This is a genomic window from Saprospiraceae bacterium (genome assembly GCA_016713025.1).
Lineage (GTDB): Bacteria > Bacteroidota > Bacteroidia > Chitinophagales > Saprospiraceae > OLB9.
Map to the genome: position 1 here is coordinate 3,508,441 of JADJPZ010000004.1, position 22,115 is coordinate 3,530,555.

23 protein-coding genes and 1 pseudogene are annotated in these 22,115 nt (G+C 36.4%); 18 read left to right on the top strand and 6 right to left on the bottom strand.

The features are described 5' to 3' along the window. The first annotated feature begins 387 nt into the window (after window positions 1-387). The 14 genes and pseudogenes from IPK35_21250 (at window position 388) to IPK35_21315 (ending at window position 11,534) form a co-directional block, all read left to right on the top strand. The gene (locus tag IPK35_21250; protein ID MBK8055728.1) at window positions 388-759 is read left to right on the top strand and encodes a hypothetical protein; all 372 of its coding nucleotides are present in this window, start codon (window positions 388-390) and stop codon (window positions 757-759) included. Next, a complete protein-coding gene (locus IPK35_21255) occupies window positions 756-920 on the top strand; it encodes a hypothetical protein (GenBank protein ID MBK8055729.1) in 165 nt (54 codons plus the stop codon). The genes IPK35_21250 and IPK35_21255 overlap by 4 nt, the downstream gene beginning before the upstream one ends. A 389-nt stretch (window positions 921-1,309) precedes the next feature. After that, a complete protein-coding gene (locus IPK35_21260; protein ID MBK8055730.1) occupies window positions 1,310-1,723 on the top strand; it encodes a hypothetical protein in 414 nt (137 codons plus the stop codon). Between the two features lie 11 nt (window positions 1,724-1,734). Next, the gene (locus IPK35_21265; protein ID MBK8055731.1) at window positions 1,735-2,463 is read left to right on the top strand and encodes a hypothetical protein; all 729 of its coding nucleotides are present in this window, start codon (window positions 1,735-1,737) and stop codon (window positions 2,461-2,463) included. A gap of 9 nt (window positions 2,464-2,472) precedes the next feature. After that, window positions 2,473-3,081 carry a TetR/AcrR family transcriptional regulator gene (locus IPK35_21270; GenBank protein ID MBK8055732.1) on the top strand — a complete coding sequence of 203 codons (609 nt, stop codon included), beginning with the start codon at window positions 2,473-2,475 and terminating at the stop codon, window positions 3,079-3,081. Next, a complete protein-coding gene (locus IPK35_21275) occupies window positions 3,078-3,482 on the top strand; it encodes a hypothetical protein (protein ID MBK8055733.1) in 405 nt (134 codons plus the stop codon). Before IPK35_21270 ends, IPK35_21275 begins: the two co-directional genes overlap by 4 nt. A 1-nt stretch (window position 3,483) precedes the next feature. Next, on the top strand, window positions 3,484-3,942 hold the full coding sequence (locus IPK35_21280) for a hypothetical protein (protein ID MBK8055734.1): 459 nt from the start codon (window positions 3,484-3,486) through the stop codon (window positions 3,940-3,942). Continuing rightward, window positions 3,939-4,229: a cupin domain-containing protein gene (locus tag IPK35_21285; protein MBK8055735.1), complete on the top strand. Its 291-nt coding sequence runs from the start codon at window positions 3,939-3,941 to the stop codon at window positions 4,227-4,229. The genes IPK35_21280 and IPK35_21285 overlap by 4 nt, the downstream gene beginning before the upstream one ends. A gap of 13 nt (window positions 4,230-4,242) precedes the next feature. Next, window positions 4,243-5,574, top strand: a complete 1,332-nt coding sequence (locus IPK35_21290; protein MBK8055736.1) for a TolC family protein — start codon at window positions 4,243-4,245, stop codon at window positions 5,572-5,574. Window positions 5,575-5,582: 8 nt separating this feature from the next. Then, window positions 5,583-6,653, top strand: coding sequence for an efflux RND transporter periplasmic adaptor subunit (locus IPK35_21295; protein MBK8055737.1), 1,071 nt, complete (start codon window positions 5,583-5,585; stop codon window positions 6,651-6,653). A gap of 12 nt (window positions 6,654-6,665) precedes the next feature. After that, a complete protein-coding gene (locus tag IPK35_21300) occupies window positions 6,666-9,758 on the top strand; it encodes an efflux RND transporter permease subunit (GenBank protein ID MBK8055738.1) in 3,093 nt (1,030 codons plus the stop codon). Between the two features lie 5 nt (window positions 9,759-9,763). Then, the gene (locus IPK35_21305; GenBank protein MBK8055739.1) at window positions 9,764-10,213 is read left to right on the top strand and encodes a DUF2141 domain-containing protein; all 450 of its coding nucleotides are present in this window, start codon (window positions 9,764-9,766) and stop codon (window positions 10,211-10,213) included. 657 nt (window positions 10,214-10,870) lie between these two features. Next, a pseudogene (locus tag IPK35_21310) lies at window positions 10,871-11,089 on the top strand (helix-turn-helix transcriptional regulator). A gap of 241 nt (window positions 11,090-11,330) precedes the next feature. Continuing rightward, on the top strand, window positions 11,331-11,534 hold the full coding sequence (locus tag IPK35_21315) for a hypothetical protein (GenBank protein MBK8055740.1): 204 nt from the start codon (window positions 11,331-11,333) through the stop codon (window positions 11,532-11,534). A 20-nt stretch (window positions 11,535-11,554) separates the two neighbouring features. Here the strand turns inward: IPK35_21315 and IPK35_21320 are convergent, their stop codons facing one another. Beyond that, on the bottom strand, window positions 11,555-12,679 hold the full coding sequence (locus IPK35_21320) for a S8 family serine peptidase (GenBank protein MBK8055741.1): 1,125 nt from the start codon (window positions 12,677-12,679) through the stop codon (window positions 11,555-11,557). A 290-nt stretch (window positions 12,680-12,969) separates the two neighbouring features. On the opposite strand from IPK35_21320, the gene IPK35_21325 reads away from it, so the two are divergent. The 4 genes from IPK35_21325 (at window position 12,970) to IPK35_21340 (ending at window position 16,948) form a co-directional block, all read left to right on the top strand. Beyond that, a complete protein-coding gene (locus IPK35_21325) occupies window positions 12,970-14,097 on the top strand; it encodes a hypothetical protein (protein ID MBK8055742.1) in 1,128 nt (375 codons plus the stop codon). A 70-nt stretch (window positions 14,098-14,167) separates the two neighbouring features. Continuing rightward, window positions 14,168-14,887: a class I SAM-dependent methyltransferase gene (locus IPK35_21330; GenBank protein ID MBK8055743.1), complete on the top strand. Its 720-nt coding sequence runs from the start codon at window positions 14,168-14,170 to the stop codon at window positions 14,885-14,887. 166 nt (window positions 14,888-15,053) lie between these two features. Beyond that, window positions 15,054-15,821, top strand: a complete 768-nt coding sequence (locus tag IPK35_21335) for a hypothetical protein (GenBank protein MBK8055744.1) — start codon at window positions 15,054-15,056, stop codon at window positions 15,819-15,821. Between the two features lie 446 nt (window positions 15,822-16,267). Then, window positions 16,268-16,948 carry a hypothetical protein gene (locus IPK35_21340; GenBank protein ID MBK8055745.1) on the top strand — a complete coding sequence of 227 codons (681 nt, stop codon included), beginning with the start codon at window positions 16,268-16,270 and terminating at the stop codon, window positions 16,946-16,948. A gap of 229 nt (window positions 16,949-17,177) precedes the next feature. Here IPK35_21340 and IPK35_21345 read toward each other — a convergent pair whose 3' ends face one another. From IPK35_21345 to IPK35_21365, 5 genes are all read right to left on the bottom strand, one after another. Next, window positions 17,178-17,783, bottom strand: a complete 606-nt coding sequence (locus IPK35_21345) for a hypothetical protein (protein ID MBK8055746.1) — start codon at window positions 17,781-17,783, stop codon at window positions 17,178-17,180. A 739-nt stretch (window positions 17,784-18,522) separates the two neighbouring features. After that, window positions 18,523-19,554 carry a hypothetical protein gene (locus IPK35_21350; protein ID MBK8055747.1) on the bottom strand — a complete coding sequence of 344 codons (1,032 nt, stop codon included), beginning with the start codon at window positions 19,552-19,554 and terminating at the stop codon, window positions 18,523-18,525. Window positions 19,555-19,566: 12 nt separating this feature from the next. Next, window positions 19,567-20,493 (bottom strand): TraB/GumN family protein, encoded by a 927-nt coding sequence (locus tag IPK35_21355; GenBank protein MBK8055748.1) that lies wholly within the window; start codon window positions 20,491-20,493, stop codon window positions 19,567-19,569. A gap of 119 nt (window positions 20,494-20,612) precedes the next feature. After that, the gene (gene rlmB, locus IPK35_21360; GenBank protein MBK8055749.1) at window positions 20,613-21,350 is read right to left on the bottom strand and encodes a 23S rRNA (guanosine(2251)-2'-O)-methyltransferase RlmB; all 738 of its coding nucleotides are present in this window, start codon (window positions 21,348-21,350) and stop codon (window positions 20,613-20,615) included. 67 nt (window positions 21,351-21,417) lie between these two features. Further along, window positions 21,418-22,092, bottom strand: coding sequence for a hypothetical protein (locus IPK35_21365; protein MBK8055750.1), 675 nt, complete (start codon window positions 22,090-22,092; stop codon window positions 21,418-21,420). Window positions 22,093-22,115 lie beyond the last annotated feature (23 nt).

Sequence of the window (22,115 nt, forward strand, 5' to 3'; positions counted from 1 at the left end):
AGAAAAAAACTAGCCCCAGTCGTTTTTACTTTATTTGAATGGCTTGATAATTATTCTATGGCAGAGGTAAATTCTGCACTAAAAGAAAATTTTGAGGGTTTGATAAGAAAGAAAACAACGGATGATTGTTCAATTGGACTTTTAAAATTGGTACGACATGATTTAAAAATTGACGAAAAATATTTATCAAATGGATGAAAAACGGCTTACAACAGGCGTTTGGCTCAATGGCGGGTAACGTGGTTAATTGAACATTCTACCTCGCATCAACTTTTGTGGTGTATTGACAATTTAGTGCTCCGAAATCCGCCACTGCGCCAAGCGCCAAAACGTTAGCAGTAATGGTGAGAGCGACACTTAACGACATAAACTAGAATAAAAAATAATATGGGAGTTGGATACAGATTAGTAAATATTGACAAAAAACACCAGGTCGGTTTTTACAATGTTGACACCGGGACAAAACTTCGTGAGTTAAGTGGGACTGTTATTGCATCGACAATTGTTACTTACTATTTACTGACAAATACGGGTGACAGAATAGGGTTTATTAACGACACAGAAGACCATTTTATAGTATGCGGACAAAATTATAAAGCAAACTATTTTACGGACTTTGCTGACGTAACTGACAAGGTTATTGAAGAGTTAATTGAGAAGGAAATTATTCAGGACAACGGAATCATTTGGATTGACAAAGAAGACAATTTGTTCAAGCGCGATTTGACAAACATTTGGGACCCGAAAATAAGAGCATGAAGGAAGAAACCACTACTGCTAACAGCACCTATGCACAAGTCGGCACGACAGAAGGAAGCGAACGGACAGAGTTTTTTCGTAGCTTTGTTGACGGCGTGACAGGACTGAAGTTCTCTTTTGCCGCCCAGTGCATAGCTGCGAAACGTTATAAGCAAGCCTAAAAGACGACCGTGCAACCAACAAGCGGACTTCAAAACGACTAGACATTTGATTTCCAAACTAACTTTCGGACGACAAAAACTAGGTTGACAATTCCTTTGTAACTCGACAACGACCTGACCAGTTTGCCGACACTCAAGCCAACACAAGGTTTTAAAAATTTTTCCACCGCACATTTTAAAAAATAATTTTAGCCTGCCCACATTGGCACATTTGGGGTTTGCCCCCTCACACAAGCTGACACCCAGGCAAACCCCAAAAGAGCCAATTACCCACTGCACAAGATGATTTTCGTCATATTTTAAAGTTTTCACAAAAAAAACTTGCAGGTTTAATATAATTCAATTACCTTTGTAAGTGAATATTCACTTACATAATAAATACAAGCAAAATGAACGGCAAAAACAACATCGCAATAGGCTTCCTGACAATGGGGCTTTTTATGGCTTACGGGTTTTTACTAATCTACCTGCGTGACTTTGCTCCGGGTAAGGAAGAATGGGTAAACTCATACAGTATCGGAAAACATTTTGAAAGCAGACTGGCTCACGTTCACGGGAACTTGTTCGCTTTTTTAAACATCCTAATTGGTTATCTGCTTCTACATTTCAGAGACAAGCTCCAAAGCGTGAAAGCCATTTCTTGGTTGGCACTTACAGGCTTATTAATGCCAATAGGAATATTAACAGAGGTGTATTTTGGTTTACCTCCTGCATTAGTATTAATAGGTGCAATTGCAATGACAGCTTCTGTGATTTGGTTAGGAGTTGCTTTTTTGAAAATGAAATCTTTGAATAACATTTAAAATTTAGAAAAATGAATACAAATAAAAATTTAGAAACACTTATCAAGGTAAGACACCTTGCTGAAGGTCTACAAAATAACTGGGAACAGCTTAATTCTGCCAAAGCAAAAACTCAATTGATGCTTGAGGAAGCTCAAAGTATAATGAGGCTTTATGCCACCGATAAAGGCAAAGAACAATTTGCAACAGATATTGAATCATTAGTAAAGCTAAGAGATTCTGTTGCAGAGAAATTGACAGCTTTTAAAAATCTGATAGAACTGAAGAGCAATGAAAATAGCGCGACATTATATGCTGATTTCTCAAAAGATACTGAAAGTATAAATGCAATGTTTCATAAAATAGGACAATATGATGATACTTGCTTTAATGATATGAGTAGAGGCGATTGGGCGAGTATGTGGTCAATCATTCAATCAAATTTGTACACCATAAAAGGAATTGGAGAGGGTGCATATATCAAACTCAAAATGTATGAAGCATTCAGTACTCAGGAAATTGACGAGCTAACCAAGGAAATCATTAAATACATTCCCGCATCATTTAGAATGGAAGATGCTTTAAAGTATAAAAAAGATTATCTGGAGGCCTTACGACAAATGGAAGAAGAAGCGAATAAAAAGGATAATTTATGGGATAGATTTCTAAATCTACTGGCAGGTAATATACCATTTAAACAAACACCACAAGAACGTGTAATGATGATGAGATGGTTAGAAGGAGAAAAAGGCGAACTTTAAAATTATAGTATGACAGAACTATTGAATGCAACAATTTCAGACAGACAACTTGAAATTATAGAAGCAGCAGGTAAAATACTTACCGCTTCGGGAGTAAGTGGTTTAACAATTAAAAACCTTGCTAAGGAAATGGAGTTTTCTGAAAGTGCCATTTACAGGCATTTTACAAGCAAGGAAGAAATCATTATTGCCTTACTTGATTATCTTGCTCAAAGTATGGATGAACGCTATACCAATGCAATTTCAAGTGAACAATCAGCCGAAGAAAAATTTACAACCTTATTTCAAAATCAATTTTCATTTTTTAAAAAATACCCTCACTTTGTTGTAGCGGTATTTTCTGATGGACTGATGGAAGAAAGCCAACGCATTAATGAAACAATATTGAAAATTATGGCGGTAAAAATGAAACATTTAATGCCTATAATTTTAGAAGGTCAACAAAAGAACGTTTTTACTAATTCAATTACTTCCGAAGAGTTGATACATATCGTAATGGGAACTTTCAGGTTGCAGATGTTTAAGTGGAGAGTTGCAAATTTTCAATTTGACATAAGCAGAAATGGCGAAAATATGATACAGGCGGTTTTAACACTAATAAAAACTAAAACGCTATGAAAAAATTACTTCCCACTTTATTAGCAATTTTTCTAATTGGGTTTGGCTTGCTTACTTTGTTTTTAAGCACATCTGTAATATTTGATTTATTTGGAATTAGAGCCAAAGAGGGCAATTATGTTCTATTTGTGGTTTGGTCAAATTTTATCAGTAGCATTCTATATCTGTTTGCAGCTTATGGCTTTATAAAAAACAAAAAATGGACGGCTACACTTTTAGGAATTTCAACACTCATTCTGATAGCAGCTTTTATCGGGCTTAAAATGCACGCAAGTTCAGGTGGTATTTATGAAGAAAAAACCATAGGTGCAATGATTTTTAGAATTGCTGTAACTCTTGGAATTGCAAGCATTGCTTATTTTACAATAAATAGATTTCAAATAAAATTCAAAAACAAATAAAATGATAAAGCCAATTACATTATTCGCTATTAGTCTGTTTCTTTTCAGCTGTGGCAATACTTCCAACGAAAAAACAAAAGAGCAAACCGAAACCGCTATCCACGAAGAACATCATCAAGATGATGAAAGTGAAGCGATTGAACTTAACAATGGCGAAAAATGGGAAGTTGATGCCAATATGATCACTCATATTCGCAATATGGAAAATGATGTAAACTCTTTTGCTAAGGTTGAGCAAAAAGATTACAAATCACTGGCGGAAAAACTACAATCCAATATTGATTTACTTACTTCTAATTGCACAATGAAAGGAAAAGCACACGATGAACTGCATAAATGGCTTTTGCCCTACATTGATATGGTAAATGAACTTTCTGAAACTAAAGACGAGACCGAAGCATTAAATCAATTTGAAAATATTCAAACTTCATTCATAACATTTAATCAACATTTCCAATGAAAAATTTAATAGAGCTACACAGTGCTGACAAAGAAGTGTCGGCACAATTACTTTTTAAAGGTGAACTCGGAACAGCAACCGCCATCCAATTAGAACGAAATGGCACATTGAAAGAACACCTTACTAAAACTCCAGCATTACTAATTTGTGTTTCGGGTTTAGTAACTTATGAAGACGAAAACGAACAGGAAATAAAGTTGGAACAAGGCGATTATGTGCACATTATACCCAATGTGAAACATTGGCTATATGCGTCCGCAAAATCTCAACTCATCTTATTGAAATAAAAAAATTTGACCAATGAAGTTAGCGAATATTCACAAACACATTTCTATTCTACTAATAGCGATAGGATTTCAAACTGCCCAAGCACAAACTTGGACTTTGCAACAATGTATTGATACGGCACAGGTTTATAACAAAAACTTGCAAATGAGTAGAAACAATATGGCTATTGGTGATCAAAGGGAAAAAGAAGCCAAGGCCAATTTAATTCCAAAGATAACCGCCAATGCAGATTATAAGTATTTTACCAATTTGCCCTATCAGTTGTTGCCTCTCAACGCCTTGAACCCTGCTGCACCCGAAGGTGAATTTAGAGCTGCACAATTTGGTGTTCCGCACAACATCAACACTAACTTGACCTTATTAATGCCTTTGTATAATCCACAAGTGTATGGAGCAATTCAAACCACAAAAATTGCTTCGGAATTGACCGAACTGCAATACCAAAAAACTGAAGAGCAAATCTATTTTGAAATTTCCAATCTGTATTATAATGCACAAATACTGCATAACCAATTGTCTTTTATTGAAAGCAACCTATTAAATGCAGAGAGACTTCTAAAAAATATGCAACTGCTCAATGAACAATTGCTTGCTAAAGCAACAGATGTAAGTAAAGTAAAATTGCAAGTTTCACAGTTAGCCACGCAAAAGGAAACTATCAGCAGTAAATATGAGCAAGTTCTGAATGCCTTGAAATTTGCAATGGGTATTCCAATTGAACAAAATCTACAAATTGAAACAAATATTCAATATCAAAACACAAATGAATATACGCCTTCATCAACTTTAGATATACGCATCATAAAAACACAAAATCGCTTACTATCAAGTGAAATAAACACACTCAATAAATCAAGATTTTTGCCTTCTCTTAATCTTATTGGAATGTATGGCACAACAGGGTTTGGTTATAACGGACAACCTTCTTCTTTCCTCGACTTTTATCCAATCGGATTTGCAGGAGTTCAGTTGTCCTATCCGCTATTTAACGGTACAGTTACTCAACGAAAAATCAACCAAAAAACATTAGAACTAAAAAACAATGAACTCCAATTTGGATTGATTTCTGAACAAACTGATATGCAGGTTAAAAATGCTCGAATACAAAGAGAAGTTGCTAAAAAATCAGTAGAAACAACAACTGAACAAATTGAACTGGCAAAAACTATTTACGAGCAAACTGTCCTTCAACAAAAACAAGGAACAGCAAGTCTAACAGATGTTTTGCTTGCGGACAATGCTTTACGTGAAGCACAACAAACTTATCTAACTGCTGTAATTGATTATCTCAAAGCAGACTTGGAACTTAAGAAATTAACTGGAAACATTTCAATAACCAAATAATTATCACAATGAACAACAAATCATCAATTTTAAAAAAAGTGCTATACGTGATTATTCCGTTGGCGATAATTGCCGTTGTGGTAATTAAGTTAAAAAGCAACAAAGAAATTACACAAAATAAGGTTTATCAATACGATAAAGAAGAAGCCATAAATGTTCAGGCGGTTACTTTGAAAATGGAAAATATAAATGCCGAATATGCCTATTCAGGAACATTTGAACCGAATAAGGAAACTAAAATAAGTGCCGAAATACAAGGCAAGATAAATGTAGTTTTAGTTGATGTTGGAAGCGTTGTAAGTAAAGGTCAAACTTTAATTCAATTGGATAATTCATTGCTGAAATTGCAACTGCAAACAATTGAAGTGCAAATAGAAGGATTGGAGGCAGATGTAAACCGCTATACCATTTTGGCTAAAGCAGATGCCATTCAAGGAGTTCAATTAGAAAAGGCGGAGTTAGGTTTGAAATCTGCAAAAGTTCAGAAAGCAACTTTGTTGGAGCAGATAAACAAAACGACCATCAAAGCACCTTTTAACGGAGTTGTTACGGCAAAATTGAGTGAAGAAGGGGCATTTGCAGCACCGGGAGTTCCATTGCTCCAAATAACGGACATTACAACTTTAAAATTCACGGTAAATGTTCCCGAAAAAGATTTAAGCCAGTTCAAATTAAATCAAAGCTATTCGCTTACGGCAGATGCCTATTCTGAAATTCTATTGACTGGAAAAACTACTATGATTGGCAGTAAAGCCAATATGGGCAGTAGTTTTCCTGTTCAGTTTACGGTAAATAACACATCAGATTTGAAAATAAAATCAGGAATGTTTGGTAAAGTGAATTTAAAGAATGAAACACAAGAACAGGGCATTATCATTCCTGCATCATCAATAGTTGGCACAGCTAATCAACAACAAGTTTACCTGATTAAAAATGGCAAAGCGGTATTACACAATATCACGATTTCAAAAAAGATACAGAATAAAGCAGTTGTGTCAAGTGGTTTAAAAGCAGGCGATGTAATTGTAACAAATGGATTTATAAATCTTTTTGACGGTGCAAATATTACTGTTAAATAAAATCAGCGAAATATGAATATTACAGAAATTTCAATCAAACGCCCTTCGCTGATAATCGTGCTGTTCAGCGTATTTACCTTATTGGGTTTTATAGGGTATAAAAATTTGAGTTACGAGTTAATGCCTGACTTTAATCAGCCAGTAGTTGTAATAAAAACAGTTTATCCAGGTGCTGAACCCAATGAAGTAGAAACCTCCGTTTCACGAAAAATAGAAGATGCCTTATCCAATTTGGAAGGCGTGGATTATTTGGTAACAAAGTCATTGCCCAATGCTTCTATCATCATTGCCAATCTGAAATACGGAACGGATTTAGATAAAACAATGCAAGATGCTCAACGCTATATTGACAACATTCGTAAAGATTTACCACAGGATATTTTAAGTCCTGTAATGAGTAAAGTTTCGCCAAATGATTTGCCAATAATGTCGATTAGTGCAACGAGTAATTTATCTCCTACTGATTTTTATCAAAAAATGAAAGATGATTATCTGCCACAAATTCAACAAATAAAGGGTGTTGCAGAAATAACTGTTTTAGGCGGAGAAGAAAGAGAAATACAAGTGAAAATAAATCAAGACAAGCTGAAATTGTATAAAATTTCAATGATTCAGGTTGTTGATGCAATTAATCGGTCGGGCTTAGACTTACCTGCTGGAAAAGTGCAAACCGAAAAAGAAAGCAATTCAGTTCGTTTAACTGGGAAATTCACTTCATTAGAAGATATTAAAAATGTTCAAGTGGCAATGCCTGTTTTAGGAAGCCCAGTTTATGTAAAAGATATAGCAGAAGTCATAGATGGAATAAAAGAAACAACATCTATCAGTCGCTACAATGGTAAAAACGGTATCGGTCTTTTATTGAAAAAACAAGGAGACGCAAACGCTGTTGATGTTTCAAAATTAGTTCGAGAAAAATTCAAATCCATTGAACAACAAAATTCAGATGCAGGTGTGGAATTTATTATTGCAGACGACAGCACAGACAATACTATTGCAGCTGTTAATTCAGTTGTTTTCGATTTGATATTAGCAGTGATATTGGTTTCATTGGTAATGCTTTTATTCCTGCGAAGTTTCAGAAATTCGTTAATAGTGCTTGTTGCAATTCCAACATCTTTAGTTACCGCTTTTGCAGTAATGTGGCTTTTGGGATACACGCTAAACTTGATGACTTTACTCGCAATGTCATTAATCATCGGTATTTTGGTTGATGATGCCACAGTAGTATTGGAGAATATTCAAAAACACTTAGACAAAGGCAAAGACAAACGAACTGCTGCAATGGATGGTCGTATGGAAATTGGTTTTGCCGCATTGTCAATTACATTGGTTGACGTAGTTGTTTTCTTGCCTATTTTATTTTTGCAAGTGTTTGTTGCCGATATGCTCAAACAGTTTTCGGTTGTTGTAGTTACTTCTACACTTACCAGTTTATTGGTTGGTTTTACGCTTACCCCTTGGATGGCTTCTCGTATTGGCAAGAAAGAAGATTTACAGCCTACAAATTTTTTCAATCGCTTCTTGCTTTGGTTTGAAATTCAATTAGAAAACTTCAATGAGTGGTATGGGCGAAGATTAGAATGGGTATTGAGCCATAAATTAGCTTTTACAGGTATCGTTATTGTGCTTTTCGCAATGACTTTGGGTATTATGAAACAAGGCATTATTGGGAAAGAATTAATCTCAACAGGCGACCAAGGAAAATTTAGAATGGCATTAGAATTTGATAAATCTACTTCCATTCAGCAAAACAACTTAATTGCTCAAGAAATTGAAACCTACATTATTCAACAACCCGAAGTAGCAACGGTTTTCAGCAACATAGGCGGACCAAGCACAGGTATTGGAAGTTTGGGTGTAGGGTCAGCCAATAAAACTGAATTTACCATTCAATTAAAACCTAAAAATGAACTTAAAAATGTGCCGACCGAAACATTTATGAAAAACCTTAGAGAAGATCTAAAGTCAAAATTTCCAAGCATAAATTATTCAATGGCAGCTTTAGGTTTGATACCTCGTTCGGCTCCTATTGAAATTACATTGAGTGGCAGTAATTTGGATTTGGTGATGAAAACGGGCGATGAATTGAAATCGGTAATTGAAAAAATTCCTGGAGCAGATAATGTTCGCTTGTCCGTTGAAGCAGGTAGTCCCGAATACAAAATAATTCCAGATAAAGATAAAATGCAACGATTAGGTTTAACAACCGCTTATGTTGGATTGAACCTAAGAACTGCTTTTACAGGGAATGAAGATGCAACGCTTACCGAGAACGGAACAGAATATCCTGTAAGAATTTGGTTAGACGAATTTAGCCGACAAAACTTTGAAGATGTGCAACAACTTTCCATAATTAACCCGATGGGAATACCATTGGAAGTTTCACAATTTGCAACTGTTGAGCAAGATAATTCTCCATCCTTATTGGAAAGAAAAGACCGACAACCAGCGGTTACACTTACATCAGACGCATTAGGCAGACCATCAGGAACTGTGGCAGATGATGTAGTGGCTTATCTAAAAGAAAATCCATTACCAAACGGAATACAAATGACTTGGGGTAGCGACATCAAAAGACAGAATGATAGCTTTGGAGCATTGGGTTCAGTATTGTTGATTTCGTTTTTACTGATATATCTGATTATGGTAGCACTTTACGACAGTTTTATTTATCCATTTGTAGTTTTATTTTCTATTCCAGTAGCAGCAATTGGGGCATTTTTCGCATTGAATTTGTCGTTAAGTAATTTGAGTTTGTTCGCCTTACTCGGTTTAATTATGCTAATGGGCTTAGTAGTGAAAAACGCTATTCTAATTGTGGATTTTACCAATCAATTAAAAGCCGAAGGCAAACATTTTAAAGAAGCTTTAATCATTGCAGGAAAAGGTCGTATGCGACCAATCTTAATGACAACGCTTTCAATGGTTGTTGGTATGCTCCCCATTGCATTGGCAACAGGCACAGCGGCTGAATGGAAAAACGGACTGGCTTGGGTAATCATTGGCGGACTTCTTTCCTCATTAATTTTGACGGTGTTTTTAGTTCCAATGGTCTATTATTTGGTTGACACAGCAAAAGAGAAAATAAATCGTGAAAAATAATCGAAATGAAAACAGCAATCATAACACTAATAGCATTTGCATTAACACTTACGTTTTATTCATATGTAAATCCCAATGCCGATACTTATTCCTTAACAATAAAAGTGAATAATCTACGGAACTCAAAAGGAGTAGTTCAATTTGCATTGTATAACAAAGACGGTTCAATTCCTGACGAAGATTATGAAAACTATTACAAAATTTTAAAAGGAGAAATTGTGAATGGTTCATCAACAATAACTTTTAAGAATATTCCATCAGGAAAATATGCAGTTAACATTTTACACGATGAGAACAAAAATGGCAAAATTGACAAAGGATTTATTTTACCGATTGAAGGGATAGGCTTCTCAAATTTTCAGTCCATTGGTTTAACAAACAGACCTAACTTTTCAAAAGCCAGTTTTGAGGTAAAAGAAAACAAATCAATAAGTGTAAAAGTGATATATATGTAAGACAATAAAGCCATCACACAGGTGTAAGCACATTTGCAATTCGCACAAGCCAACGCACAGACCAAAAATTGCAAAAGAGCTTACACCTCTCCCACCAAAGAAAAATTATTTTTTAAAATTTCCTTCCCTTCTAAAATTTTAAAAACCGCTTCCCACATCCGACACAGTCAGAATTCGCAACTCGACAATAACACTAAAACTCACAGCGGACAAGGAATTTGCAGCCTCGACAGACAGAAGGCCAGCTTATAACAGCGGTTTGGCAAAAGTGGCGGTTCAGTGCTTCGTATGACAGTTTTTCGTAAATTTGAAGTGTGTGCTTCGTATGAAGTTCAGTGGTAAAATCGCCACCTTCGCCAAGCCGCAAACCGTTAATACTTATTATGTATAAAATTGAAATCAGATTAGCTAATAAACAAGATGCTCTAAATGGATTCAAAGATATTGGTAATCACGATTTCCAAATAGGAAAGGAGAATTTTGAATTCATTTCAATGGCAAAATTATTATAAAATTAAGTAAAAAGTGCTTTATAATGCACATTTTAATGTAATTAAATATCAATGCGTTAGAATAATGCATTATAGTGCACTTTACTGCCCTTTATATTGAAATTATAAAAAATAGTATTAAATTTGGATGAAATAATGCAATATACTGCACTTTACAGAGTTAACAAGTACAATAAAAGAACGTAGGGAAGCTCACCAAGTAATACAGTAAGGGTTAGCAGAACTAGCAGGCTTTGGATTGAGAACTCTAAAACAGTTTGAAAGTGGAAATGGAAATCCTACGCTGTCGACATTTCAAAAGATTTCTGATGTGTTGGGTATGGAGGTTTGCTTAAAAATTAATAATGTTACACCTACTAAATGACTAAAATATAAAGCTAATGGCGGTAGATTTAGAACATATAAGAAAAACCGGGTGTACCCCAAAATTGCACTATATTATATAATTTTTAAGTTTCTAATTTAGTGGATTATCTTAATTGTTAAGAGTTAAAGGGTGGGACGTCTCAAGCGTAGCTTGACAGGCTCTTAAGGGAATGAGGGTAGCGGGCAGTTTAAACAATTTTAGTGCAAAAATGGGATACACCCGAAAAACCTATTCAAATATGGATGATTCAAAATTGGAAAGAATCGCCAAATTTGAAATCGCTGGCCTTCAACCAGAAGTGATACCAATTGTAATTTCAGAAATTCAAAAAAGAGGATTAGATAAAAATCTATTAACCCAAGATAAAAGTCCAATTAAATTTGTAAATAAAGAAATTAGGAACTTGATAAATGAAAGTCATAAATACACTAATTTCAAATGAAATTTACAAAATAATACCCATCATTCCCGTGCGATCGGATCCGGCACACCGTCAGGGTCGTTGATGGCTACGCCTCTTCTCGGAACATTGATGCCTCTCACCAGCATCAGTCCGGCTACATGAGGTGCGGCCATAGATGTTCCTGATAAAATGGCATACTTTCCATCTTTATAAGTGGAAGTGATTTTGACACCGTATGCGGCTACATCCACATCAGGGCCAAAATTGGAAAAGGAGGCAAACCGCTGCAGGCTATCTACTGCAGATACGGTAAGTACATTGCGGTGATTGATATTTGCAGGTGTATAGTCAGCAGCATTTTTGTAGTCATTACCTGCTGCTATGGCAAATAAGATCCCTTTGTCGGCCGCTGTTGATATTTCGCGGGCCATAGTCGACGAATAACCTTCACTACCCAAACTCATATTGACTACATCGCCAGCTTTGGCAAAATTGCTCACATGTCGTACCGCGGCGATGGCACTTGAAAGCTTGCCTTCACCGACCTGGTCCAGCACCTTTAGGGCTACGATACTTATATCTGAAGCTATGCCCAGGATGCCCAGCAGATTGTTTTTTGCCCCGATGATACCTGCTACATGGGTGCCATGCCCGTTGAGATCATCAGCAGTGGCCTGACCATTGATAAATGAACGGCTGCGGTCTGTGTCCACATTGAGGTCAGGATGATCATAATCCACTCCCGTATCTATGATCCAGGCTGTCTTATCGCTCACCAGTCCTGCACGTCCATATCCTGTCTTGCGCACACTCCATGTGACAGAGCGAGGTGCTACGACATCCACGCATGCAGCAATGGCTATTTTGCGGTCAGGTTCGATACTCAATACAGAAGGGTCATTTTTGAGTCGGGCGGCTTCAGTTTCGTCCATCTGGTGTGCGACGATACAAGGCGTCTCTCCCATAGCCAATATATCAAAATCAAGGTTTTCATCAGTGACCCTGGCCAATAACTGACCCACTTCATCTGCTGATCTGAGGGTCAGAAGTCCGGATGTCGTGTCCTTTTTGAAGGTGATGATGTATTCATCTTCAATGATTTGGCCATTTATTTTTGATGCTTTTACCAGACAGTCGTCCGGATTTTTACAGGAATGGATTCCTGTGCAGATTCTTTGGTACATGCCAAGATACCTATGAGAAAACCGGATACAATCATCATTTTGTATTTCATAATATTCCATTTGTTTTTGATAAAAAGAGTATAAATGGATCATGTATCAGGGTCTTTTTTTTGCGAATGTAGATGAACGATTAGCATGGAAACGCCAGTGTATTATTCAATATTTTGGCTTGCGGGGATTTTAAGAAATAATTAAGTACAACGGTTAGGTCTCCTTTCTGTAAAACTTTAGATACATTTGCCTTAAGCTTAAAAAGTATCAAACCAGATATGCAAAAAATTTTGAATGAAATGAAGCATAATATTCTTACTAAAGCAAAGCATATCGGTTTAATCCTTTTGTGGTTGTTAATATGTTTGCCATCCACATACACACATACACAGGAGCTGGAGAAAGGGGTAAAATTCTCTCAGCACAAAATATTGCCGCTGTACAACCTTAAAAAGCTAAGCAACACTATCATTTTTCAGGGAAACAGAAAGAAAAAAAACTATTTCGAAGGATGGTATTTTAAAATGGTGTCCAATGACGGTACACACATCATGAGTATCATCCCGGGCATATCATTGTCAAAAGACGGCAAGGAACAACACGCCTTTGTGCAAATGATCGATGGGGTCACAGCACAGACGAGTTATTATAGTTTTCCGATTGAGGCGTTTTCGTTTTCTGCCAAAAAATTTGAAATACGGATAGGCAACAATTATTTCTCTGAGGATAAGATCATCCTTGACCTTCTGGACAGCATCTCGAGTATATCGGGCACAGTCGAGATGAGTGAACAGGTCAGTTACACATCTGGCAGATGGATGAATTTTGGCATCATGGGTTGGTATCGTTTTGTGCCATTTATGGAGTGTTATCATGGTGTAGTCAGCCTGACCCATACATTAAAAGGGGCTCTGAAGGTCAACGACGTAGTACACACCTTCGACCAGGGCAAAGGATACATAGAAAAAGACTGGGGTTCTGGCATGCCATCTTCCTGGATATGGATGCAAAGCAATCATTTCAGCGATACCAGCACTTCATTTATGCTGTCTGTGGCCAGTATACCCTGGCTGCGCAAATCTTTCAATGGTTTTTTGGGATTTTTATACCATAATGGTAAAACTTACCACTTTGCCACCTATCGCCGCACAAAACTGCATCTGGAAGTCACTGAGTCCAATGTAGTCAATATACGTATCGAAGATAAGAAGCACACCATCATCATCCAGGCAAAATCCAGAGATGCCGGTCTGCTCAAAGCGCCCGTCCAGGGCTCGATGGACCGTAGGATCGCCGAAAGCATCAACGCTGAGCTGAAGGTTACCCTACTCGATAAAAAAGGAAAAACTATATTTGTAGACAGCACGGGTATCGCCGGGCTTGAGATGGTGGGCGACTTTAAAAGACTGCAGGGATTGCTGAAGTAGGGTGCTAGCACTTTGAGAAGTAAATAATTAAAGAGTTCACCGAAACAGAAAAATGGAAAAAAAAATTTGAATGGAAAATAATATTTACAATCCCGAATATGTAAAAGGACTTTTCGACAGAATGAGTAGTTCATATGAGCGAATGAATTTTATAACTTCGTTTGGCTTTTCAATTCGTTGGAGAAGACAATTTTTAGAATCTTTTAAACAGACAAATCATAAAGCAGAAATTATTGACTTGTTAACAGGGATGGGCGAAACCTGGAATGCAACAAAAAATAAGTTGCCAAATTCCAACCTGACAGTTCTTGACTTTTCTGAAGGAATGTTAAAATATGCACAACTGAAAAACGAATTTGAATTCAACAATGAAATAACGGTATTACAACAAGACATATTGAATAACCAACTTCCAAGTAACCATTACGACTTTGTAACTTGTGCTTTTGGGCTTAAAACTTTTAATGCCGAACAATTGCAAATTTTGGCTTTGGAAACTAAACGAATTTTAAAAAAAGGTGGTCAATTTTCATTTGTAGAAGTTTCAAAACCGAGAAACAAGATATTGAAAACACTTTATGGATTTTACCTCGGTCAAATCATCCCAATCCTGGGACGATTATTACTTGGAAATCCAGAAGAATACAAAATGCTTTGGCAGTACACAAGCAAATTTGACAATGTCAAAACTGCTACAGAAATTTTCACTAAAACAGGACTAACAACAAATTTTAATTCATATTTTTATGGTTGTGCGACAGGGTTCTATGGAACAAAAACAGATGAATAAAAAAAGCCCAGCCAGTGAAATCACTTACAAGATATAGTGGTTTAGTAGTTAGCTGAAGCTTTGTGCTTACATCCAAGTGCAGTACAGGCAGACAGTTTATTATTTCACATCGCTACCTTCTTGTAGCTGCATGATAATACCTCCAATTTTAAAAGACAACAGGAACATGATTTTAACAGTTAAAAAAGAATTTATATTATCGCTGATAGTTACTTTACTGACACTTAGGTGTTACACTGTTGCCAACAGAAAAACTGATATGAATTCAGTTAATTCTATTAAAACAAACCAGTTTGACAACTTTAAGCAAAAATACAAGACGACAAAAGTCGTTAAAAAACTAGGAGAAATTCAGGCTGTAATTAGTCAGTATAAAAACTTATCAGATAGTGCAGTAGAACCTTATTGCATTGCTCAAATAATGATATACAGAAATAGCATCCTGATTGACTCATTAATTTTTAAAAATATCGAGCCAGTTGGTGGTGAATATGGACTCAAAGTTTATGATGAAATATATTATGACTGCTTGATAATTTCAAAGTTTGGTGACTATGAAGGAGAAACCATAATCATTAACAATAAGGGGCAAATTCATAAATCTATAGGTGGAGTGATCTCTATTGACAAAGAAGAAGGACTACTATTTTCAGAATTCGATTCGGATTTGACAGGTTTTTCGGTTTTCGATATTAAAAATTGTAAGGAATTAATATCAATGACAGAAATTGAAGATAGACCAATTGACTTTTGCAAGGATGGTGACAGATATTTCTTTCAAGCTATCAATGACGAGACAGAGAAATTAAGTATTTGGGAGATTGAGCTTAACCTTAAAAGAATTATGGTTGTTGACCCTGAAGTTCAACTTTTGAATAATAAAAAATTAAAGAAACTGATTGATTATAAAGCGACATATGTTCAATGTGAATAGAAAAACTGGTGGTAACTACTAAGTTTTCATTTGTTATGAAGTGGCAAGAATGAAAAAAACTCCTTTGAACTAAATCCGCTTCGGCGGACAGCAGGGTCAGACATGCAGCATAAATTTTTACAGTATGGAGATATCTGCAGGTTCCTTGACTATTCCCTGTCCTATGCAAGTTGATTACAAAGTGTTTATTCCTACCAAGCTGACCCCACATTCCGACACTAAAACCAAAGCAAGTCAATATGCCACTTTTGCAATGACGTCCTATTTTCTCTAATGGGCATATAGGTCTGTGTGAATAATCATTAATGGCAAAGATTCAGTATTTACCATTCACATTATGCTATTCAAGCAACTTTTACATTTTTTTTACATTTTTTTACCTTCTTTTTACTAAAGCCGAGCACAAAGACTTTTAGTTTTGCTGGAATTAATACTAAAAAGAGAAAATGATGAAATACATAGCTGGCTTGTTCTTTATAATTATTTTTTGCATCTCTTGTAAAGAACAAAACAAAACAAACTTACCACAAGATAATATCAAGTCCGAAACCAAAGACAAAGTCACATCTTCCGGATCTGATGGACTTCATGTTTACACCAAATTTGAGTATGCCGACGCTATCGGCAAGCGCCTAATAATACAAAACGGCTTCCCAAGAGGTGGACTAAAATACACTGACCCTAATGGTAAGGTATATGTTTATGCTGTATTTTGGACTCGTATAATCAATGAAACAGATAATCCTCTGGAATTGAAGATCAGCTTTCCTGTAGATTCATATGAGCTTCCGTCTTCACCTGGTAGATCCTTTAAAATATTGCTTCCTTCCGACACAATGTCACTAGATAAAGTAAATTTGTTTAATTATGGCCTGGATCTAGAATCTTTTTTAGATAATGGTATTCATAAATCATCTTCATTGAAACGGACTATCAATCCAAAAGAATCGAGTGGCTTTTATGTCGTTACTCTGTTTAATAAAGGAGTAGATGGTGCATTGAGAACAGGACTCAGCTTAAAAGATCAAAATCTTTTTTATAGAGTAAAAGTTGATGGGTCAAAAAATTACAATACATCAAGCGATAAAGAAATTCCTTGTGGAAGTATTAATTTAAATCTTAAGTAATTAAAATACATTATGAAATACGCACACGTCATTACTTTCCTGCCAATATTACTTTTTGGAATTGCCTGCAACGGAACCGTTAAAAAAGATTTGCCAAAAGAAAAGGAACATCCAAAACTTATAAAAAATATCGGCTCACCCGGTTATGGTAATCTTTTCTTCTGCAGTATATTGACTATTTACTGCTCCGCAATCCACCATTGCGTCAGGTGCTCAAACGTTTCTGTAATTATTTCACAGGGTGTCCAATTAAAAAGATTATTTTACCTCCTCTTCCATTATCCATTTTACCGGATCTCCAATAGTAGTTCTCTTCGTTTAAAGATGCTGTCAATTCATCAAGGTCCTTTGGAGCGTATAACTTGAATAACGCGATGAATCCATCCAGGAAAGTAACTGAGGGCAACAGTGGTATCAAATATGTGAAAACAAGTCTTTCTAATCGGAATGGTTTAACAAAAGGTGCTGTAAGAATAACGGTTAATGGGACAATAACAGTCATACCGAATACTTGCCAAAGGCTGTCGTTATTTCCTTCAACTACCACAATTGGCTGTCGGTTTTTCGAGACCTGAGCTAGAATTTCCTTAGCTTCCTTCACAGTAAACTGATGAAATGAATTTACACTCAAGTATAATCCTTCTTCGGTGGCTTCAAAATTATCAGCATCCACTTTCACTCTTTTTATCTTCCCATCAATCAAATGGTCGACAGTTGCAAATCCGGCCCCACATTTCTTATCGATTACTATGATTTGGTTTGCATGTTTTAAACCCTCCTCGATAACGGGAATAAATGGTTTCGAGGCATTGACCTTTACAACGAACCATGTCATGAACTCGTATATACAACGTGTCAAAAAAGATGGGAACCATTTCGTATTAGTGATTTGAGGAATTTGTCTCCTATTCATAACTTTAAATTGACAAATTTTGACCAAATGTACTAATTATTTTAGACCAATCGGACTAGATGAAGAAAACAAAGGAAAAAGTAATAAACACTTTCCTCGAACTAAATAATAAAATCATAGTTGAGATTTTTAATTTATAAGCATTGATCAATTCAAAATAATTTCCAACGTGCAGAAGGTGGTAATAAAAAACTCTTTCGGCTGTGTATTGTGTATTCGTCTTTGTCTTCTGGCTAGGTACCTGTTTCGCTTTCTGTGGCTTTTAATTCATTGTTGAGTTCATCAAAAGCGTCTTAAATATATTTTAAGAATATCAAACCCAATACAACGTGGTTGTATTCAACCACATCCATGTGGTTGCGAAGTTTTTCGGCTGCTTGCCAAAGGGTCTTTAAATTCAAAATTGTCTGACATTGTATGTTTTTAATTCTTAGTTTATGTGTTGCAAAGTTAGTTTTTCTTGTTTAAGGCTTAAATCGCCCGAAATTGTTATTATCTACTGATTATAGTAGTGGATGACATCTCTTTATGAGCCGCTTCATATTTTTTTCTAACCAATATAGAGCGGTAGTCTTTATAGATTTATGATAGAAAAAAAGAGCAATTGCAAAGGTACTTATCCTGGGCTACATGTCTGGGTAATGTTCTATCAACTAAACATTTATTGATACTGTATATAAATGGGTTTTGGATACAGCCGGAGTATTTCATCATGGGTCATCAGCCTGTAGGGTTTTGTCAGTTTGTCGTTTTTGTAAAAGAGTTTAAACCCGGTAAATTGAACCGGATAGGCCGATACAGCCCGCTTGTAAGAATCCACTTTTTTTGCCGGAAACCCAAATCCATCCATATCGATCACCACCTGCACCTGTGGTGTGGGTTCTATATCTTCGGCATGGGTGATCATACCTAAGGTAAAACGGTGGACCACAATTATTTTGGGTTTCAACTGATGCTTTTTTACAAGGTCTGATAGATAGCGGATAGCAAAGTTGATATCTTTTGCATCCATGGTTCCGATTTTCCTTCCAGGTACAGTTCCATCCTTCATAGACCACTCAGGATCAAGGCCGAGATGAACGTCTTCATTTTTCAGATAGTTTTCAAGCGATGGCACTTCTGCTTGTACACTGCTATGACCTACCTGAACATCCAGAAAGGTGATGCCGTTGATTTTTCTCCCGAGATCTATGGCTTTATTGATTTGATTTTCCGGCATTCGGAGTCTGTAGTTGTTCCCTTGTCCGGGTCGGCTTTGAGCTGTGATAGCTATATAGTGTATGGCAGGAAGTACAGGTGTTGTGGTATCTGCTTTGCTCCAGGCGTTTGCTTCTTTCTGAAGGTTTGTGATAAGCTGATCTTCTGCCAGTGTCCCGAGTATGCCCATATGTCTTGAATAAAAATTTCCATAATAGGCCACAATACGATAAAAAGGAAGGATGGCGTCAGCTTCAGGAAATGGGAGATCAGGCACAGGCCATCTTTTTGAGATACTATCATGAGCGAGTGCAAGTACTCTTCTCTGGTAGTCAGATGTATCCAAGGCCGAAACAACTGCCGAAGCTTCCTCTACTGAAGTACTGTCCAAATGGATTTCTGTCCCAACCGGCTGAGCTGCCTCAGATTTGCTTTTACATTTGATCCAAAAAACAGAAAAAGACAGACAGACTAAAACACAGATTTTGATGTTCATCCACCTTGGTAGTTATTGTACAGGCTTCATTTTGTATCCAGCTTTGCGCAACAAATGAATGACACCATCCGGCCCACCCAAATGACCGGCTCCGACTGCAAAAAATGTCTGCGATTTTTTTGCTTCTTCGATGATCAGGGGTATCCAGTTTTTATTTCTGCCACTGACAAGTTTGTCTTCAAAGCCTGCTACGGTGCTACCTTCATCGGAGATCATTTTGACCATTGCTGATATATCCTGATCCAGATACATTTTTGTCATTTTTTTAAACTCATCATCTCCTTCACTGTCCGTTGATTTGATTGCGTCCACGAGCATTTTTGCCTGCACATCATAAGGTATTTCGTCAAAAAGACTGATCTGAAAGTCAATACTTTCGAGACCACCGGTTTCTTTATTGGTATTTTGTGCCATTTCCATAAATTCCATTTCGTAAGACTTCATATTGCCGGTTTTAAGACCGGAAGGATCCATGTCAGCATAGGCAAATACAGTCAGGAACATGGGCTTCATCCTCTCCAGCATAAATATGGGCAATCCTACTTTTTTAAAATGCTCTCCTATCATTTTGTAATCCGCATCTGACACCAGGTCTTTCAGCGTCATACCATCTTTCATGAAGATTTTATTCATCATACCCATCATTTTGGACATATCTGTCATCTCCTTCATATCTATCTCAAACACTACTTTTTTAGCAGCATCAAAAGCCGACATCGTGCCTTTGGGCAGATAAAAATCTTTAGCACCGATGATATGGATGGTACCATAGAGGAAAGACGGTTTGGTGATACCGGGACCACTGATCTCCCACAACAGATTTTTTTCTAATGGTTTATAAGTGAGTTCTGAAGGTTTGGTAGTTTTACATGCATAGACAAACAAAAGCATTGTAAGCAATGGAAAAACTATCCTGAATGAAAATTTCTTATGATTCATATTTGTTGATTTCTGAAATAAAATTTGAAAAATGTTTTATGGATAATCCACTACATTGGAAACTTAAAAATTATATAATATAGTTCAATTTTGGGATACACCCAATTTTTTTGACTTAATTATTGTGCCTGCCTTTGCCTACGACACTCATAAAGCAATATACCTGTAGCAACAGAAACGTTTAGAGAGTCAAAAGTGTTGTTGGCCGGTATTTTGACCACTTCATCCACTATTTCAAGCACTTTGTAGTGTAATCCTTTGTCTTCCGAACCCAGGAGCAATGCGACAGGTTCTTTCATATCCACTTCCTGAGGCAAAGCAGCTTCATGGAGACTCGATGCGATCACTTTGATGCCCATAGACTGCAAATCACTGATCAAGGTAAAAAGGCTGTTGGCACGCGAAACAGGAAGATTGAGTATAGCACCTGCTGATGTCTTAACGGCATCTTCATTGACACGACCTCCTGAATTTCCGGTTAAAACCAAACCATGAGCTCCAAAAAAGTATGATGAACGGGCGATGGCCCCTACATTTCTCATGTCCGTAACACCATCCACCAGGATAAGCAATGGGACATGACCTTTCTCAAAGGCAGTAGCCACAATATCTTTATAATCCACATAGGCTACAGGAGATGTTTCAGCTACGATGCCCTGATGAATTTTATTTTTTGTCAGTTCATTGAGTTTTATCTCGGGAACTTTGACCAGAGGAATGCTTTTGTCACGGCAAATATTTCTGACCTGAACTTCAAATTCGCCCCTTAAAGTACTGAGCATGTAGACCTTGCCTATATCTTTTGAAGAGTGGAAAGCCTCCAGCACGGCATTTCGACCATAAATGATATCTGACATAAATGGGTTAAATAGTTGAAATGTTAACAAATAAGTGCAAAGATGGGTAATATTTCTGCCTTAAACACTAAAAAGTAACATAAATCCCCGTTGGGCTGATCTTTAATTCGATGTCCTCTCGATAACCTAATATTTTTTGCCGTCCCAGAGATTCGTTGTACATCCTTACAGCTTCCTGTTTTTGAAAATCAGCCTTTTTACCAATGGGAATACTTATTACTGCAATTCCTGCTCCGATTAAAAATTTTGTTCCTTCAAATCCATTTGATTTTTTAAAGACATATCTTCCAATAGCGTTGCCCATTAAAAATCCTCCGGCAAAACCCAAAACATTGGAGAAACCTTTATTTCCGAATGCATATTTGAATTTATTAAAAGCGGGAGGATGAGATGAAATTATAGCAGCAACTTCCCTATTTTTTAAAATTCTGTCACCTATGAAAAAATGATATCGCGATATACCCTTTTTATATGTAATCATTTGGCTATAAGTTGAATCTAATTCCACATTTATATTCTTTTCGCCATAATTGATATTCTTTATTCTTGTTTTGTTAATAAAAATGCCTTCGTGGATCCCACCGATATCTGATTCAATATAAACATTTGCGGAGTCTTCTTTTATGATTTTTCCATAAATTTTTGTGCCATCTACTCTGGTGATGATGTCCTGAGAGAAGGAATAATATGGAGAAAAAAGAAAGCATAATAAAAATAGGATCCGAAACATAGCACCTGTCATATCTGTAAATTTTTAACAAATAT

Excerpts from the sequence above, each read along its gene's own strand:
- IPK35_21250 (MBK8055728.1), top strand. The coding sequence starts at position 388 with ATGGGAGTTGGATACAGATTAGTAAATATTGACAAAAAACACCAGGTC.
- IPK35_21255 (MBK8055729.1), top strand. The coding sequence starts at position 756 with ATGAAGGAAGAAACCACTACTGCTAACAGCACCTATGCACAAGTCGGC.
- IPK35_21260 (MBK8055730.1), top strand. The coding sequence starts at position 1,310 with ATGAACGGCAAAAACAACATCGCAATAGGCTTCCTGACAATGGGGCTT.
- IPK35_21265 (MBK8055731.1), top strand. The coding sequence starts at position 1,735 with ATGAATACAAATAAAAATTTAGAAACACTTATCAAGGTAAGACACCTT.
- IPK35_21270 (MBK8055732.1), top strand. The coding sequence starts at position 2,473 with ATGACAGAACTATTGAATGCAACAATTTCAGACAGACAACTTGAAATT.
- IPK35_21275 (MBK8055733.1), top strand. The coding sequence starts at position 3,078 with ATGAAAAAATTACTTCCCACTTTATTAGCAATTTTTCTAATTGGGTTT.
- IPK35_21280 (MBK8055734.1), top strand. The coding sequence starts at position 3,484 with ATGATAAAGCCAATTACATTATTCGCTATTAGTCTGTTTCTTTTCAGC.
- IPK35_21285 (MBK8055735.1), top strand. The coding sequence starts at position 3,939 with ATGAAAAATTTAATAGAGCTACACAGTGCTGACAAAGAAGTGTCGGCA.
- IPK35_21290 (MBK8055736.1), top strand. The coding sequence starts at position 4,243 with ATGAAGTTAGCGAATATTCACAAACACATTTCTATTCTACTAATAGCG.
- IPK35_21295 (MBK8055737.1), top strand. The coding sequence starts at position 5,583 with ATGAACAACAAATCATCAATTTTAAAAAAAGTGCTATACGTGATTATT.
- IPK35_21300 (MBK8055738.1), top strand. The coding sequence starts at position 6,666 with ATGAATATTACAGAAATTTCAATCAAACGCCCTTCGCTGATAATCGTG.
- IPK35_21305 (MBK8055739.1), top strand. The coding sequence starts at position 9,764 with ATGAAAACAGCAATCATAACACTAATAGCATTTGCATTAACACTTACG.
- IPK35_21315 (MBK8055740.1), top strand. The coding sequence starts at position 11,331 with ATGGATGATTCAAAATTGGAAAGAATCGCCAAATTTGAAATCGCTGGC.
- IPK35_21320 (MBK8055741.1), bottom strand. The coding sequence starts at position 12,679 with ATGTACCAAAGAATCTGCACAGGAATCCATTCCTGTAAAAATCCGGAC.
- IPK35_21325 (MBK8055742.1), top strand. The coding sequence starts at position 12,970 with ATGAAGCATAATATTCTTACTAAAGCAAAGCATATCGGTTTAATCCTT.
- IPK35_21330 (MBK8055743.1), top strand. The coding sequence starts at position 14,168 with ATGGAAAATAATATTTACAATCCCGAATATGTAAAAGGACTTTTCGAC.
- IPK35_21335 (MBK8055744.1), top strand. The coding sequence starts at position 15,054 with ATGATTTTAACAGTTAAAAAAGAATTTATATTATCGCTGATAGTTACT.
- IPK35_21340 (MBK8055745.1), top strand. The coding sequence starts at position 16,268 with ATGATGAAATACATAGCTGGCTTGTTCTTTATAATTATTTTTTGCATC.
- IPK35_21345 (MBK8055746.1), bottom strand. The coding sequence starts at position 17,783 with ATGACATGGTTCGTTGTAAAGGTCAATGCCTCGAAACCATTTATTCCC.
- IPK35_21350 (MBK8055747.1), bottom strand. The coding sequence starts at position 19,554 with ATGAACATCAAAATCTGTGTTTTAGTCTGTCTGTCTTTTTCTGTTTTT.
- IPK35_21355 (MBK8055748.1), bottom strand. The coding sequence starts at position 20,493 with ATGAATCATAAGAAATTTTCATTCAGGATAGTTTTTCCATTGCTTACA.
- rlmB (MBK8055749.1), bottom strand. The coding sequence starts at position 21,350 with ATGTCAGATATCATTTATGGTCGAAATGCCGTGCTGGAGGCTTTCCAC.
- IPK35_21365 (MBK8055750.1), bottom strand. The coding sequence starts at position 22,092 with ATGACAGGTGCTATGTTTCGGATCCTATTTTTATTATGCTTTCTTTTT.